This is a genomic window from Isoptericola sp. b515, assembly GCF_030588125.1.
In the GTDB taxonomy this organism is placed as follows: Bacteria; Actinomycetota; Actinomycetes; order Actinomycetales; family Cellulomonadaceae; genus Isoptericola; species Isoptericola sediminis.
This window is the reverse complement of sequence record NZ_JAUQYR010000001.1, coordinates 303,767-318,002: the sequence shown is the minus strand read 5'-3', so window position 1 is coordinate 318,002 and position 14,236 is coordinate 303,767. Positions and strand designations below refer to the sequence as shown.

General features: G+C 72.1%; 14 protein-coding genes and 3 tRNA genes. 13 read left to right on the top strand and 4 right to left on the bottom strand.

What is annotated here, in order from left to right; genetic code table 11:
- Window positions 1-10 precede the first annotated feature (10 nt).
- Genes Q6350_RS01435 through Q6350_RS01425 form a run of 3 tightly spaced genes read left to right on the top strand, consistent with a single transcriptional unit; the run spans window position 11 to window position 4,453 of the window.
- Window positions 11-1,618, top strand: a complete 1,608-nt coding sequence (locus Q6350_RS01435; RefSeq protein WP_304602543.1) for an NADH-quinone oxidoreductase subunit M — start codon at window positions 11-13, stop codon at window positions 1,616-1,618.
- Window positions 1,615-3,366 carry an NADH-quinone oxidoreductase subunit NuoN gene (gene nuoN, locus Q6350_RS01430; RefSeq protein ID WP_305064805.1) on the top strand — a complete coding sequence of 584 codons (1,752 nt, stop codon included), beginning with the start codon at window positions 1,615-1,617 and terminating at the stop codon, window positions 3,364-3,366. The genes Q6350_RS01435 and nuoN overlap by 4 nt, the downstream gene beginning before the upstream one ends.
- Window positions 3,367-3,409: 43 nt before the next feature.
- Window positions 3,410-4,453, top strand: a complete 1,044-nt coding sequence (locus Q6350_RS01425; RefSeq protein WP_304606758.1) for a polyprenyl synthetase family protein — start codon at window positions 3,410-3,412, stop codon at window positions 4,451-4,453.
- A gap of 48 nt (window positions 4,454-4,501) precedes the next feature.
- On the opposite strand, the gene Q6350_RS01420 is transcribed toward Q6350_RS01425, so the two are convergent.
- Window positions 4,502-5,080, bottom strand: a complete 579-nt coding sequence (locus Q6350_RS01420; RefSeq protein ID WP_304606759.1) for an A24 family peptidase — start codon at window positions 5,078-5,080, stop codon at window positions 4,502-4,504.
- Between the two features lie 194 nt (window positions 5,081-5,274).
- On the opposite strand from Q6350_RS01420, the gene Q6350_RS01415 reads away from it, so the two are divergent.
- From Q6350_RS01415 to Q6350_RS01405, 3 genes are all read left to right on the top strand, one after another.
- On the top strand, window positions 5,275-6,684 hold the full coding sequence (locus Q6350_RS01415) for an FAD-dependent oxidoreductase (RefSeq protein WP_304602539.1): 1,410 nt from the start codon (window positions 5,275-5,277) through the stop codon (window positions 6,682-6,684).
- Between the two features lie 121 nt (window positions 6,685-6,805).
- Entirely contained in the window at window positions 6,806-7,696 is an 891-nt protein-coding gene (gene htpX, locus Q6350_RS01410) for a zinc metalloprotease HtpX (protein WP_304602538.1), read from the top strand.
- A gap of 57 nt (window positions 7,697-7,753) precedes the next feature.
- The gene (locus Q6350_RS01405) at window positions 7,754-8,581 is read left to right on the top strand and encodes a potassium channel family protein (RefSeq protein WP_304602537.1); all 828 of its coding nucleotides are present in this window, start codon (window positions 7,754-7,756) and stop codon (window positions 8,579-8,581) included.
- A gap of 2 nt (window positions 8,582-8,583) precedes the next feature.
- On the opposite strand, the gene Q6350_RS01400 is transcribed toward Q6350_RS01405, so the two are convergent.
- From Q6350_RS01400 to rarD, 3 genes are read right to left on the bottom strand one after another with little or no spacing between them, the layout of a single operon-like run.
- On the bottom strand, window positions 8,584-9,474 hold the full coding sequence (locus Q6350_RS01400; RefSeq protein ID WP_304606760.1) for an HAD family hydrolase: 891 nt from the start codon (window positions 9,472-9,474) through the stop codon (window positions 8,584-8,586).
- The gene (locus tag Q6350_RS01395; RefSeq protein ID WP_171247882.1) at window positions 9,471-9,965 is read right to left on the bottom strand and encodes a YajQ family cyclic di-GMP-binding protein; all 495 of its coding nucleotides are present in this window, start codon (window positions 9,963-9,965) and stop codon (window positions 9,471-9,473) included. The genes Q6350_RS01400 and Q6350_RS01395 overlap by 4 nt, the downstream gene beginning before the upstream one ends.
- Window positions 9,966-9,989: 24 nt before the next feature.
- A complete protein-coding gene (rarD, locus tag Q6350_RS01390; RefSeq protein WP_370375352.1) occupies window positions 9,990-10,928 on the bottom strand; it encodes an EamA family transporter RarD in 939 nt (312 codons plus the stop codon).
- 125 nt (window positions 10,929-11,053) lie between these two features.
- Between rarD and Q6350_RS01385 the strand changes: the two genes are divergently transcribed.
- The 7 genes from Q6350_RS01385 to Q6350_RS01355 all read left to right on the top strand — a co-directional run bounded on the left by Q6350_RS01385 (window position 11,054) and on the right by Q6350_RS01355 (window position 14,167).
- Window positions 11,054-11,135: transfer RNA gene (locus Q6350_RS01385), tRNA-Tyr, on the top strand.
- A gap of 117 nt (window positions 11,136-11,252) precedes the next feature.
- Window positions 11,253-11,325, top strand: a tRNA-Thr gene (locus Q6350_RS01380).
- 64 nt (window positions 11,326-11,389) lie between these two features.
- Window positions 11,390-11,466 (top strand) — tRNA-Met (locus Q6350_RS01375).
- A gap of 86 nt (window positions 11,467-11,552) precedes the next feature.
- Window positions 11,553-11,723: a 50S ribosomal protein L33 gene (gene rpmG, locus Q6350_RS01370; protein ID WP_171247884.1), complete on the top strand. Its 171-nt coding sequence runs from the start codon at window positions 11,553-11,555 to the stop codon at window positions 11,721-11,723.
- 26 nt (window positions 11,724-11,749) lie between these two features.
- Window positions 11,750-12,211 (top strand): MaoC family dehydratase N-terminal domain-containing protein, encoded by a 462-nt coding sequence (locus tag Q6350_RS01365; RefSeq protein ID WP_304606761.1) that lies wholly within the window; start codon window positions 11,750-11,752, stop codon window positions 12,209-12,211.
- Window positions 12,211-12,636 carry a MaoC family dehydratase gene (locus Q6350_RS01360; protein WP_171247886.1) on the top strand — a complete coding sequence of 142 codons (426 nt, stop codon included), beginning with the start codon at window positions 12,211-12,213 and terminating at the stop codon, window positions 12,634-12,636. Before Q6350_RS01365 ends, Q6350_RS01360 begins: the two co-directional genes overlap by 1 nt.
- Window positions 12,637-12,754: 118 nt before the next feature.
- The gene (locus Q6350_RS01355; RefSeq protein WP_305064796.1) at window positions 12,755-14,167 is read left to right on the top strand and encodes a Tat pathway signal sequence domain protein; all 1,413 of its coding nucleotides are present in this window, start codon (window positions 12,755-12,757) and stop codon (window positions 14,165-14,167) included.
- Window positions 14,168-14,236: the final 69 nt, after the last annotated feature.

The following is a 14,236-nucleotide window of genomic DNA, read 5'->3' as shown; positions in this document are numbered from 1 at the left end:
AGGGATGACGATGTCGACATTTCCCTGGCTGACGGTGCTCGTCGCCTGGCCGCTGGTGGCTGCGCTGGCCACCGCACTGACCGGTGTGGGCCGCGGGCGGCCTGCTGCCGGCGCGGCCTCGGGCGGCGGCGCGTTCAGCGCAGGCACCGCCCGGACGGTGGCCCTCGTCGGTGCGCTGGTGGAGGTCGCCCTGGTGGTGGGGGCGTTCCTCGCCTTCGACACGGGTGCGGCTGGTACCCACCAGCTCACCGAGACCTACCCGTGGATCCCGGCGTTCGGCGCCAGCTACGCGGTCGGCGTCGACGGGGTGGCGCTGCTGCTGGTCGCCCTGTCCGCAGGTCTGGTGCCGCTGGTGATCCTCGCCGCGTGGCACGAGCAGGGCGGTGACGCCGTCCGGCTGCGCCGCTACCTGGCCACGGTGCTGGTGCTGCTGAGCTTCATGGTCCTGGTCTTCACCGCGCGGGACGTGTTCCTGTTCTACGTGGTCTTCGAGGCCATGCTGATCCCCGCGTACTTCCTCATCGGCGGGTTCGGGCAGGGTGCGCAGCGCCGGTACGCCGCGGTGAAGTTCCTGATGTTCTCCCTCGGCGGCGGGCTCATCATGCTGGCCGCCGTCGTCGCCCTGTACCTGCAGGTGCCGGTCGACGCCGCCACCGGGCTGCGGCCGCAGGACGCGTTCCTCACCGACAACCTCACCGGGCTCGCCCTCGACCCGATGGCCGAGCGGCTGATGTTCGCCGCGTTCTTCCTGGCCTTCGCGATCAAGGCACCGATGTTCCCGGTGCACACCTGGCTGCCGGACGTCACCCAGAACGCCACGCCGGGCACCTCGACGCTGCTCATCTGCGTGCTGGACAAGGTCGGCACCTTCGGGATGCTGACCCTCTGCCTGCCGCTGTTCCCGGAGGCGAGCCGGTGGGCCGCGCCCTTCGTGGTGGTGCTGGCCGTGATCTCGATCCTGTACGGCGCGATCCTGGCGATCGGCCAGTCGGACGTGCTGCGCCTGATCGGCTACACCTCGGTGTCGCACTTCGGGTTCATCATCCTGGGCATCTTCACCTTCACCTCGGTGGGGGTCTCCGGGTCGAGCTTCATGATGCTCAACCACGGCATCTCCACCGGGGCGCTGTTTCTCCTCGCGGGCTTCGCGATCGCCCGGCACCCCCGGCACAGCCAGCTGGTGTCGGACTACGGCGGGATGCGCACGGTCGCCCCGGTCCTGGGCGGCACCTTCCTCGTCGCGGGGCTGTCGGCCCTCGCGCTGCCGGGTCTGGCGACGTTCGTCTCGGAGATCATGGTCTTCCTGGGTGCCTACGGCCGGTGGCCCGCGGCGGTGCTGGTCGCCGTCCCCGCCGTCGTGCTGGCCGCGACCTACGTGCTGCTGACCTACCAGCGCATGTTCACCGGCCCGGTCGGCGCGGAGGTCGCCGGGGCCAAGGACCTGGGCGGCCGGGAGAAGACCGTCGCCGGGGTGCTGGTGGCCGCGCTGGTCGTGCTGGGCCTGGTGCCCGGGCCGGCGCTCGACTACGTCCGTGAGCCGGCGGAGGTCTCCGTCGAGCTCGTCGGCGCCACCGATCCGCAGCCCGTGCTCGGTGCTGCAGAGGGGAGCGAGCAGTGAACGAGTTCGTCGCACCGGAGATCGACTGGGCGGTCCTGTCGCCGGTCCTGGTGGTCCTGGCCGCCGGGGTGGTCGGTGTGCTGGTCGAGGCCTTCGTGCCCGCGCGGGCCCGCCGCGTGGTCCAGCTCGTGCTGACGCTCGGCGCCCTGGCGGGGTCCCTGGTGGCCGTGGCGCTGCTCTGGGACCGGGTGCTCACCGACGGTCTCGCCTTCGTCGTGGACGGCACGGTGCTCCTCACCCCGTTCACGCTGGGTATCCAGGCCGTGGTGGCGCTGCTGGCCCTGCTCGGGGTGCTGGTCGTCGCCGACCGCACCAGCACCGGGCAGGACGCCTTCGCCCCGACGGCCGCGGCGGTGCCGGGCACCGCCTACGAGGACGCCGCTCGCCAGGCCGGGCTGCAGCAGACGGAGATCTACCCGCTCATGCTGTTCGCCACGGGCGGCATGCTGCTGTTCCCGGCCACGGACAACCTCATCGTGCTGTTCATCGCCCTCGAGGTGCTGTCCCTGCCGCTGTACGTGCTCTGCGCGACGGCCCGCCGCCGCCGGCTGCTCAGCCAGGAGGCCGCGTTCAAGTACTTCCTGCTGGGGTCGTTCGCCAGCGCGCTGATGCTGTTCGGCATCGCCCTGGTGTACGGCGCCACCGCGACGGTCAGCCTCGAGCTGGCCGTGTCCAGGTTGGCGAACCCGGACAGCCCGGTCCTGACGATGATGCCGGACCTCGTGATCGCCGCCGTGCTGCTGATCTCCGTCGGCCTGCTGTTCAAGATCGGTGCGGCGCCGTTCCACACCTGGACCCCGGACGTGTACCAGGGTGCGCCGACCCCGATCACCGCGTTCATGGCCGCCTGCGTCAAGGCGGCCGCCATCGGCGCGATGGTGCGGGTGCTGTTCACGCTGGCCGCAGGTCTGGACGAGCCCCTGCGTCGGGACCTGGAGACGGGCCTGTGGGTCGTCGCGATCCTGACGATGCTCGTCGGCACGGCCGCCGGAGCCGTGCAGACCGACGTCAAGCGGATGCTGGCCTACTCCTCCATCGCCCACGCCGGGTTCCTGCTGGTGGCGATGGTGGGACTCGACGAGGTCGGCGCGCAGGCCGTGCTGTTCTACGTCCTGGCCTACGGGCTGGCCACGCTCGGCGCCTTCGCCGTCGTGACGCTCGTGCGCGAGCAGGACGCCGACGGCGTCGTGCTCGGCGAGGCGACGCACCTGTCCCAGTGGGCGGGCCTCGGGCGGCGTTCGCCGCTGCTGGCGACGGCGTTCTCGCTGTTCCTGCTGTCGATGGCGGGGATCCCGCTGACGGCCGGGTTCCTCGCGAAGTTCGGTGCGTTCTCGGCAGCGGTCGAGGCCGGCGCCTGGCCGCTGGCCGTCATCGGTGTGCTCGCCTCGATCGTCGCGGTGTTCTTCTACGTCCGGCTCATCGTCCTGATGGTGCTCACGCCGCCGGTGGAGGAGACCGCCGACGACGGCGTCGCCCCCGCCGGTGCCGTCGCGGGCGACGGGACCCCGGACGACGGGTTCCGGGACGGCGAGGGCGTCGAGGACGGGCCGGAGCCGGCCCGCACCGGGACGCTCACGGCGGCGCGGGCCCTCGCCGGGCGCGCCGCCGTGGTCGTGGTCGCCTCCCAGGGGCCGACCGCCGTGGCGATCACGGTCTGCGCCGTCGGCGTGGTGCTGCTCGGCATCGTCCCGGCAGCGGTGCTGGACTGGACGACGCAGGCGGCGGCGTTCCGACCCTTCGGCCCGTGAGCTCCGTTCGGCTCCGGGCGCGTCGGGAAGATAGGTTCGGATCGTGACCCGTGCTTCTGACGCGCCTGCGGGCGCTGCTTCGACCCTGCCGACCGGCATCCCGCTGACGGACTCCGCGTTGGCCGACCGGATCGCGCAGCGGCTGGCGCAGGTCGACACGATGCTCGACGACGCGGTGGCCTCGACCGACGCACTCGCCGACGACGCCGGTCGCCACCTGGTGGCGGCCGGCGGCAAGCGGTTCCGGCCGCTGCTGACCCTGCTCGCCGGCGAGCTCGGCGACGGGTCCGCGCCGGAGCTCGTCGAGGCCGCGGTCGTCGTCGAGCTGACGCAGGTCGCCTCGCTCTACCACGACGACGTCATGGACTCCGCGCCCGTGCGCCGCGGGGCCCCGGCCGCGCACACCGTGTGGGGCAACACGGTGGCGATCCTCGTCGGCGATCTGCTGTTCGCCCGCGCGTCCGCCCTCGTGGCGGGTCTCGGGCCCGAGGCCGTGGTGCTGCAGGCGAACACGTTCGAGCGGATGTGCCTGGGCCAGCTCCACGAGACCACCGGTCCCGGCGAGGGGGACGACCCGGTCGAGCACTACCTGCAGGTGCTCAGCGACAAGACGGCCTCCCTGCTGTCCACCGCGGCCCGGCTGGGCGCGATGTTCGGCGGCTGCCCGGACGATGTCGTCGAGGCCGTGGCGGCCTACGGCGAGAAGGTCGGCCTGGCCTTCCAGCTCGCCGACGACGTGCTGGACGTCGCCTCCTCCGGCGCGGAGTCCGGCAAGACCCCCGGGACGGACCTGCGCGAGCACGTGCCGACGATGCCGGTCCTGCTGCTGCGCCAGCGCGTCGCGCGCGGGGAGGGCACCGCGGCGGACGCCGAGCTGCTGGCGCGCCTGGACGGGGACCTGTCGGACGACGCCGTGCTGGCGGCCGTCGTCGCGGACCTGCGGGAGCACGACGTGCTCGCCGAGACGCGGCGGCGGGCCGTGGGCCGGGCCCGCGAGGCGGCCGCCGAGCTCGAGCCGCTGCCGGAGGGGCCGGTCAAGGCGGCCCTGACCGACCTCGCCACCGCGCTGGCGGACCGCACCGTCTGAGATCCGCTGCCCGTTCCGGACGTGCGCCGGAGCCGACGCCGGTCGCCGTCAGCCCGCGAGCAGGCGGTGCGCCGTCAGGGCGACCGCGGCTCCGCCGAGCATGAACGGCCCGAAGGCGATGGCGGTGGACCGCGTGGCCCGCCGGGTCGCGAGCAGCACCAGGGCGGCCGTGCCGCCGAGCAGGAACGGCAGCACGGCGGTGGCCGCGAGGACCGGCCAGCCGAACCAGGCGGTGACGAGCCCGAGCGGCACGGCGAGCTTCACGTCCCCCAGCCCCAGGCCGCTCCGGTGCAGCAGGTGCAGCACCAGGTACCCGCCACCGAGGACGGCCGCGCCGAGCAGGCCCCTCGCCACCACGGCCCAGGCCCCCGTGACGGCACCGGCGACGGCCAGCAGGCCGGTCACGAGGGCCGTCGTGGGGTAGGTGAGGGCGTCAGGGAGCCGGTGGGTGCGGACGTCGACGGCGAACAGGGCGAGGCCGGCGACGGCGGCGACCGCGACGGCCGGGGTCGCCCAGCCCGGCCCGCTGACCCACACGGCCCAGGCGATCACGGGCAGGGCGCCCGACACGACGGTCCGCCGCACGGGGGCGACCTCGCTGCGCGTGCGCTGCATCATCGTCGGCATGGCCGGATGCTAGGCCACGGCGTCGCGAGACGGTTTGTCCGCCAAGCAAGACGGCCTGTTCATCCCCCGAGACGGGTGTGGCATCCTGGGATCCCGTTGAGACCCTGGCAGTGAGGTAGACCTCATCTCTGCCGAGGCAGAACCTCCTAGAATCGAACTCCACGCAAGCCCCGATCCGGAAGGCGTACCTCGCAGTGAGCAGCACCCGACCTCTGCGCGTCGCGATCGTCGGTGCAGGCCCCGCCGGCATCTACGCCGCGGACATCCTGTCCAAGACCGACCTCGACGTCAGCATCGACCTCTTCGAGCGGCTGCCCGCCCCGTTCGGACTCGTGCGCTACGGCGTCGCCCCCGACCACCCGCGGATCAAGGGCATCATCAACGCCCTGCACAAGGTGCTGAGCAAGGGTGACGTGCGCCTGCTCGCCAACGTGAACTACGGCGTCGACCTCAAGCTGGAGGACCTGCGTCAGTACTACGACGCCGTCGTGTTCTCCACCGGCGCCATCAAGGACGCCGCCCTGCCGATCCCCGGGATCGACCTCGACGGCTCCTACGGCGCCGCCGACTTCGTCTCCTGGTTCGACGGCCACCCCGACGTGCCGCGCACCTGGCCGCTGGAGGCCCAGCACGTGGCGGTCCTCGGCGCCGGCAACGTGGCCCTGGATGTCTCGCGGATCCTGGCCAAGCACCCGAAGGACCTGATGTCCACCGAGATCCCGGCGAACGTGCAGGCCGGTCTGGAGGCCTCGCCGGTCACGGACGTGCACGTCTTCGCCCGGCGTGGACCCGCCCAGGTGAAGTTCTCGCCGCTGGAGCTGCGCGAGCTCGGCCACGTGCCGGACGTCGACATCGTCGTCTACCCGGAGGACTTCGATTTCGACGAGGGCTCGATGCAGGCCATCGAGGCGACGAACCAGACCAAGCAGGTCGTCAAGACGCTCACCGACTGGACCCTGGTCGAGCCGTCCCAGCAGACCGCCTCGCGGCGCATCCACCTGCACTTCCTGCACTCCCCGGCCGAGGTCCTCGGCGAGGACGGCAAGGTCACCGGGCTGCGCACCGAGCGCACCGCGCTGCAGGGCGACGGCACGGTCAAGGGGACCGGCGAGTTCCACGACTGGCCCGTGCAGGCCGTCTACCGGGCCGTCGGCTACTTCGGGTCCCCGCTGCCGGAGATCCCCTTCGACGACCTCAAGGGCGTCATCTCCAACCGCGAGGGGCGCGTCGTCGACCTCGACGGCGAGCACCTGCCCGGCGTGTACACAACCGGTTGGATCAAGCGCGGACCGGTCGGCCTCATCGGCCACACCAAGTCCGACGCCTCGGAGACGATCCGCCACCTGGTCGAGGACGTCACCGGCGTCGGCGACGGCGGCGACGTGACCGAGGGATCGCCGGAGGGTGGTCGCACCGCACCGCACGGCGAGCCGCAGCAGATCGTCGACTTCCTGGCCGAGCGCGGCGTGGACGTCATCACCTGGGACGAGTTCTCCCTGCTGGACGCCCACGAGCTGTCCCTCGGGGAGACGGCCGGCCGGGAGCGCGTCAAGGTCGTGCCCCGCGAGGAGATGATCGACATCGCGAAGGGCCGCCACTCCTGAGCGGCACCTGATCGACGCACGAGGCCCGGCAGCGGTGGGAACCGCTGCCGGGCCTCGCGCGTTGCCCCGGTGGGATCCTGCCGCAGCACCCGTGCGGCCGGTCGGAGGAAGGAGTCACCTGGTGGGCCATCGCCACTTCAACGGTCTGAAGACCGTGCTGCTCTTCGGTGTGCTGTGGGCGGTGCTGCTCGGCCTGTGGGCGGTGTTCTTCCGTGGCAGCCAGGGGATGCTGTTCCTGTTCATGGCGTTCGGCCTCATCGGCACGTTCATCGGGTACTGGAACTCGGACAAGATCGCCATCAAGGCGATGCACGCCTACCCGGTCACCGAGCTCGAGGCCCCCGAGATGTACCGGATCGTGCGCGAGCTGTCCACGGTGGCCCGCCAGCCGATGCCCCGGCTGTACATCTCGCCCACCCAGGCGCCCAACGCGTTCGCCACCGGGCGCAACCCGAAGAACGCCGCCGTGTGCTGCACCGAGGGGATCCTGCGCATCCTCGACGAGCGCGAGCTGCGCGGCGTGCTCGGCCACGAGCTCATGCACGTCTACAACCGCGACATCCTCACCTCCTCGGTCGCCTCGGCGCTGGCCGGTGTCATCACCTCCCTGGCGCAGTTCCTGCTGATCTTCGGCGGGGGAGACCGGCGCGAGGGCGGCAACCCGCTGGCCGCGCTGGCGCTGGCCATCCTCGCCCCGTTCGCCGCGATGCTGATCCAGATGGCGATCTCGCGCACCCGCGAGTACGACGCCGACGAGGACGGTGCCAAGCTCACCGGTGACCCGCTCGCGCTCGCCTCGGCGCTGCGCAAGCTCGAGCAGGGCACCAAGGCAGCCCCGCTGCCGCAGACGCAGTCCCTGGAGAACGTCTCGCACCTGATGCTCGCGAACCCGTTCCGCGGCGGCGGCATGGCGAAGCTCTTCGCCACCCACCCCCCGATGGACGAGCGCATCGCCCGGCTGGAGAAGATGGCCGGCGACGGCTTCGGCCCGGGCGGCATCACGCGGTACTGACCCGGGCGGTCCTGGCCTCCAGGAGACTCCTGGGTGCCTTCGCTACGCTGGCGGACGATGAGCGCCGACGTCCCACCGCCCCGCCCCCTGGCCCCCGAGCACGACGAGGACCCCCGTGTCGTTGCCTGGGAGCAGCGCACGGAGTGGCCGCTGATCGCGGCTGCCGGCCTGTTCCTCGTCGCCTACGCCATCCCGATCGTCTGGCCCGGCGTGCCGGCCGCGGTCCACGAGCTCTGCTCCGTCGTGGTCTTCGGGGCCTGGTTCGTGTTCGTCGTCGACTACGTCGGTCGCCTGCTGCTCGCGCGTCGGCGGTGGCGGTTCGTCCGGCGTAACCTGCTCGACCTGGCGATCGTCGCCGTCCCCGTGCTGCGCCCCCTACGGCTGCTGCTGCTCGTCAAGGCGATCAAACGGCTCAACCGGGCCGGCGCCAGCGCGATGCGCGGTCGCGTGGTGCTCTACGCGGCCGCCGGATCCGCGCTGCTGGTCCTGGCCGGGTCCCTGGCTGTGACGGAGGCCGAGCGCGGCGCCGAGGGCAGCACGATCCAGAACGTCGGGGACGGGTTCTGGTGGGCCCTGGTGACGATGGCCACCGTGGGGTACGGCGACACCTACCCGGTCACGGTCACGGGCCGTTTCGTGGCGGTGGGCATGATGCTCGGCGGGATCGCGGTGCTCGGCGTGGTCACGGCGACCCTCTCCTCGTGGCTCGTGCAGAACGTCGAGGCGGACACCGAGGAGAGCCGGACCGAGCCCCGGGACGCCACCGACGACCTCTGGGCGCGCCGCGGGGACGTCGAGAGCCTGGTCACCGAGGTCCGGGCACTGCGCGAGGAGGTCTCCCGGCTCCGGGCCGACGGCGCCGGGGTGGGGACGCGATCGGGCTGACGTCACACGGAGCGGAGGGCCGCCTCGAGCGTGGCGGCGACGCCGTCGTCCTCGGCGCTGCCCACGACGACGTCCGCGCCCGCCAGCAGGTCCGGGTGCGCGTCGGCGACGGCGTGCCCGCGCCCCGCCCAGCGCAGCATCGCCAGGTCGTTCGGCATGTCGCCGAAGGCCCACACGTCCTCGGCGTCGATGCCGAGCCGGGCGCACCAGCGCGCCAGCGCGCCGTCCTTGGTCACCTCCGGGGCCAGCAGCTCGGCGAGCCCGGCCGCGCCGGAGAAGGCGAGGTGCGCGCGCTGCCCGACGACGGACCGGACCGTGGCGAAGAACTCCTCCTGGTCCGCGTCGCCCACGTCACCACGCTGCACGTCGCCAGGTCGGGTGGAACGCCCCGGACCGGGCCGGACGGCGAGCAGCTTGCCCACCGGTGCCGGACGACCGGTCCGCACCGCGGCGGGGTCCAGCGTTCGCTCGACGGGGACGGCGCGCACGGCGTCGGGCAGCCCGGGCTCGCCGCGGGGGAACCAGGGGTCGAACGTCGGTCCGTCGTGGCGTTCGAGGGCGAGCGCGACGTCCTGGACGGCGTCGCGCAGGTCGCCGACGATCGTGCGCAGCGTGTCGTCCTCGAACCCGTGGACCTCCTCCGCCGTCCCCGTGGCCAGGTCCCACACGGCGGCCCCGCCCAGGCACACGACCCGGCCGTGCCCGCCCACGCAGTCGGCGAGCCCGTCCAGCCAGCGCGGCGGACGTGCGGTGACGAAGAGCACCTCGACACCGGCGTCCTCGACGGCCCGCAGGGCCGCCCGCGTGCGCTCCGAGACGGTGCCGTCCGGGCGCAGGAGGGTGCCGTCCAGGTCGGTGGCGACCAGGCGGGGGAGCGGCGCCGTGGTGGTCACCGGTAGTTCGTGAACTGCAGCGCGACGTCGAGGTCGGCGGACTTGAGCATCGCGATGACGTCCTGCAGGTCGTCGCGCTTCTTGGAGGTCACGCGCACCTCGTCGCCGGTGATCTGCGTCTTGACGCCCTTGGGGCCCTCGTCCCGGATCAGCTTCGTGATCTTCTTCGCGTTCTCGCTGCTCAGCCCCTCCTTGAGGGAGGCGACGAGGCGGTACTCCTTGCCGGAGGCCTGCGGCTCGCCCTCGCCGGTGTCGATCGCCTTCAGCGAGACGCCGCGCTTGATGAGCTTGGTCTGGAACACGTCCAGGGCCGCGTTGACCCGCTCGGCGCTGTTGGCCGTGATGACGATCGACTCACCGCTCCAGGCGATGGAGGCGCCGACCCCGCGGAAGTCGTAGCGCTGGTTGATCTCCTTGGCCGCCTGGTTGAGGGCGTTGTCGACCTCCTGGCGGTCCACCTTGGAGACGATGTCGAAGGACGAGTCGGCCACGGGTGTGCTCCTTGCGTGCGTGGGTCAGGGTTCGGTGTCCACGGTAGCCGGTGCGGCGGCGGCCAGGCGGGTCGCACGGGACTGCCGCAGGCCGTCCACGGTGAGCACCACCAGGGCCACCCAGACGAGCACGAAGCCCGCCCAGCGCGTGGGCGGCATCTGCTCGCCGAAGAGCAGCAGGCCCAGCAGGAACTGCAGGAACGGCGTCAGGTACTGCAGCATCCCGACCACGGACAGGGGCAGCCGCCGGGCGGCCGCGGAGAAGAGCAGCAGGGGCAGGCCCGTCACCACGCCGCACGAGGCGAGCAGCAGCGCGTGGCCGACGCCCTGGGTGCTGAAGGTCCCGGCGCCGATCGCCGCCAGCCAGAACAGGTACGCGAGGGCGAACGGCGTGGCGACGGCGGTCTCCGCGGCCAGTCCCGGCAGGGCTCCGACCCCGCGGCCCACACGGTTCTTCACCAGCGAGTACAGGCCGAAGGCGCCGGCCAGGACCAGCGAGATCCAGGGGATGCCGCCGACGCCGGTCGACAGCACGACCACCGCGACCGCGCCGAGCCCGAGCGCGACCCACTGCGCGACGCGCAGCCGCTCGCGCAGGACGACGACGCCGAGCGCGACCGTGAGCAGGGGGTTGATGAAGTAGCCGAGTGCCGCGTCCAGGACGTGCTGGGTCAGGACCGCGTAGACGTAGGTGGTCCAGTTGACGATGATCAGCACCGACGCGAGGGCGAGGAGGGCCATCGTGCGAGGCCGGTGCAGGACGTCGACGAACGAGTGCAGGGACCGGGTCGCGGCGAGCAGCACGATGCAGAAGACGAGCGACCAGACGATCCGGTGCGCGATGATCTCGAGCGGGCCGGCCGGCTCGAGCAGGGGGAAGAACAGGGGCATCGCGCCCCAGATCAGGAAGGCGGAGAACCCGAGCGGGAGCCCCCAGCGATCCTGCGCGGCAGGAGGTGTCACCACCCGAGAGTAGACCGCCGTGACGGGCCTGGCCCGCAGGGTGACCAGGGCCACGTCGAGCGGATTTCCACCCGGGCCGTCGGACCGCTATGGTTGTCTCCGCGAGTTCGTCCGCGAACTCGCCCGGCAGGTTGCCCGAGCGGCCAAAGGGAGCTGACTGTAAATCAGCCGTCATCGACTTCGGGGGTTCGAATCCCTCACCTGCCACCGCGAGGATCGACCTCACCCCTGGTGAGGTTCTTCCATCGCTCGGGGGAGACGCCCGTGCGGTACCGCGGACCGGATTTCGTCCGGGCCCACGGAGCCGTGTAGAGTCTTCCCCGCGCCCCGATAGCTCAGTCGGTAGAGCATCTCCATGGTAAGGAGAAGGTCAAGGGTTCGATTCCCTTTCGGGGCTCTGTGTGACGAGCGCGGGATCGTCGTCCGAACCATCGGTCCGACGGTCCCGCGTGGTCACGCGCGGCGGGGTAGCTCAGCTGGTCAGAGCGCACGACTCATAATCGTGAGGTCGCGGGTTCGAGCCCCGCCCTCGCTACCAACACACAACACGCGGTCCGACGGCCGGCGTCGGACCACATCCTTGACGCACGTAGCGCCTTCCGGGGGCGCGAGAGGTGAAGACCCATGGCTGCCAAGAGCGCTGACGTCCGCCCGAAGATCACGCTGGCCTGCGTGGACTGCAAGGAGCGGAACTACATCACGAAGAAGAACCGCCGGAACAACCCGGACCGCCTCGAGATGGCGAAGTTCTGCCCGCGCTGCGGCAAGCACACCGCGCACCGCGAGACCCGCTGAACCCGTCTCGAGAGAGACGTCCCGACGTGGCGAACCCGGACTTCGCAGGCCGTGAGTACCCGGCCACCGAGCCGTACTCGGTCGGCCGCGAGAAGATCCGCGAGTTCGCCGTCGCCGTCGGAGCCTCCCACCCCGCGCACCACGACCTCGTGGCGGCGCGGGGTCTCGGCTATCCGGACCTGGTCGCGCCCCCGACGTTCGCCGTCGTGGTCGCCCAGCGGGCCGAGCAGCAGTACGTCGCCGACCCCGAGGCCGGCATCGACTTCTCCCGCGTCGTGCACGCGGACGAGACCTTCACCTACGACCGCCCGATCGTGGCGGGGGACGAGATCGCGGCCGTCCTGCACGTCGACTCCGTCACGCAGCGCGCCGGCATCTCCATGGTGACCACGCGGTGCGAGCTGTTCGCCGCCGCCGACGAGGGCGCACCCGGCGAGCACGTCGCGACCGTCACCTCCAGCCTCGTCGTGCGCGGGGAGGACTCCTGATGACCCGCCCGCAGCTCGCGGACCTCACGGTCGGCGACGTCGTCGCCACCCGCACGGTCGAGATCGACCGCGCCGCCCTGGTCCGCTACGCCGGTGCCAGCGGGGACTTCAACCCGATCCACTGGGACGAGCAGTTCGCCACCGAGGTGGGGCTGCCCGGCGTCATCGCGCACGGCATGTGCACGATGGGCACCGTGGTCGACGTGGTGACCGACTGGGCCGGCGACCCCGGCGCGATCGTGCGCTACGGCACCCGCTTCACCAAGCCCGTCCCGGTGCCGGCCCGCGGGGCAGCCGCCGTGGAGGTCGTCGCCACGGTCGGCGCGACCGACGCGGACGCCGGCACCGCCCGGATCGACCTGACGGTCACGCACGAGGGCGTCAAGGTCCTCGGTCGCACGCAGGTCGTCGTCCGCCTCTCCTGAGCCGACCCGGGTCGGCAGATCACGGCGTGATCACAACCCTTCCCAGCCGAAAGTGACACGAGTAATCTACGCTTGGTAGCGCTCCCAACGTCGGGGGCTTTCGTCGAAGGAGATGCTCATGCCTGGTCCCAGCACGTCACCCCTCACCGCGGCGGTGTCCCGCCGCGGCGTCCTCATCGCCGGTGCGGCCGGTGCGGCAACCCTGGCCGCCGGGATGCAGGCCTGGGCGTCCCCCGCGACTCGCGGCGGGGTCGCGGGCTCGATGTCGAGCGCCGACTCCCTCGAGCGGGCGCACGCGTTCCTCGGCGCGATGACCGACGCCTACCCCGAGGTCAACAGCGGGCCGCGCATGGCCCAGTCCTACGCCGACCAGCTCGGTCTGTTCTCCACGGCGTTCGTGTACGACGTCGCGCTGACGATCTGCGCCTCGCTGGCCGGCGGCCACGTGGGCCGTGCCACCACCCTGGCCGACGGCCTGCTCTTCGCCCAGCAGAACGACCCCACCTACGACGACGGCCGCCTGCGCCAGGGCTACAACACCGGCCCGTACACCTTCTACGACGGCACGCCGCAGCCCTACGGGCTCGAGCTCCCCGACGGCACCGCCAACATCGGCTGGCAGTTCGGGTTCCTCGGCACCGCCGTGGGCGACATGGCCTGGCCGGGCATCGCCCTGCTGCACACCTACAGCGCCACCGGTGACGGCCGGTACCTCGACGGTGCGGTCCGCATCGGTGAGTGGATCCTCGACAACACGTGGTCCGAGCGTCCGCTCGGCGGCTTCTCCTTCGGCGTCGACGGCGGCAACAACCCGATCCCCAACGGGTCGACGGAGCACAACATCGACTGCGTCGCGTTCTTCCGCCAGCTCGAGGCCCTCGAGGGCGGCGACCGCTGGCGCCGTGCGCAGGAGCACGCCCGCGCGTTCGTCGACATCATGTGGGACCGCCAGGGCGGCTTCTTCTACACGGGCACGAACGACGGCGTGGAGATCAACCGCGACCCGCTGCCGCTCGACCCGGCGACCTGGGGATGGCTGGCGCTGCAGGCCGAGCGGTACGCCCGCTCCGTGGACTGGGCCGCCGACGACCTCGCCACCCGCGACGTCGCGGGCGAGGGCAACTCCCAGCTGCCGGGCGACGTCACGATCTCCGGTGTGACGTTCTCCAGCGCGAGCCTGGTGTCCACGGCGTCGTACAACGGGCTCCCCGTGCACCAGCAGGGTGTGTGGCTCGAGGGCACGGGCCAGCTCGCCTGCGCCATGGCCGACCGTGGCCGCGGGACCCGGGACTCGGGGCGGGCGGACGACCTGCTGGACGAGATCCGGGTCGCGCAGAACCTGGTCGGCGCCGGCCAGACCGTCGGCGGCGACCCGCTGCCCGACCGCGGTGGCGTCGTGGCGGCCTCGAGCCTCATCGACACCGGCTTCGGGTTCGGCTACTTCCAGATCCAGCACACCGGCGCGACCTCCTGGTACGTCATGGCGGCGGAGGGCGTGAACCCGCTGCAGGTGGGCGGCCTGGGGGTCTGACCGCACCCCCGCACCCCGCCCCTTCCGCTGTGGGCATGGAATCGGCGGCCCTCCATCGATGGAGGGCCG

Excerpts from the sequence above, each read along its gene's own strand:
- Q6350_RS01435 (WP_304602543.1), top strand. The coding sequence starts at position 11 with ATGTCGACATTTCCCTGGCTGACGGTGCTCGTCGCCTGGCCGCTGGTG.
- Q6350_RS01420 (WP_304606759.1), bottom strand. The coding sequence starts at position 5,080 with ATGCCGACGATGATGCAGCGCACGCGCAGCGAGGTCGCCCCCGTGCGG.
- Q6350_RS01405 (WP_304602537.1), top strand. The coding sequence starts at position 7,754 with ATGAGCGCCGACGTCCCACCGCCCCGCCCCCTGGCCCCCGAGCACGAC.
- rpmG (WP_171247884.1), top strand. The coding sequence starts at position 11,553 with ATGGCTGCCAAGAGCGCTGACGTCCGCCCGAAGATCACGCTGGCCTGC.
- Q6350_RS01360 (WP_171247886.1), top strand. The coding sequence starts at position 12,211 with ATGACCCGCCCGCAGCTCGCGGACCTCACGGTCGGCGACGTCGTCGCC.
- Q6350_RS01355 (WP_305064796.1), top strand. The coding sequence starts at position 12,755 with ATGCCTGGTCCCAGCACGTCACCCCTCACCGCGGCGGTGTCCCGCCGC.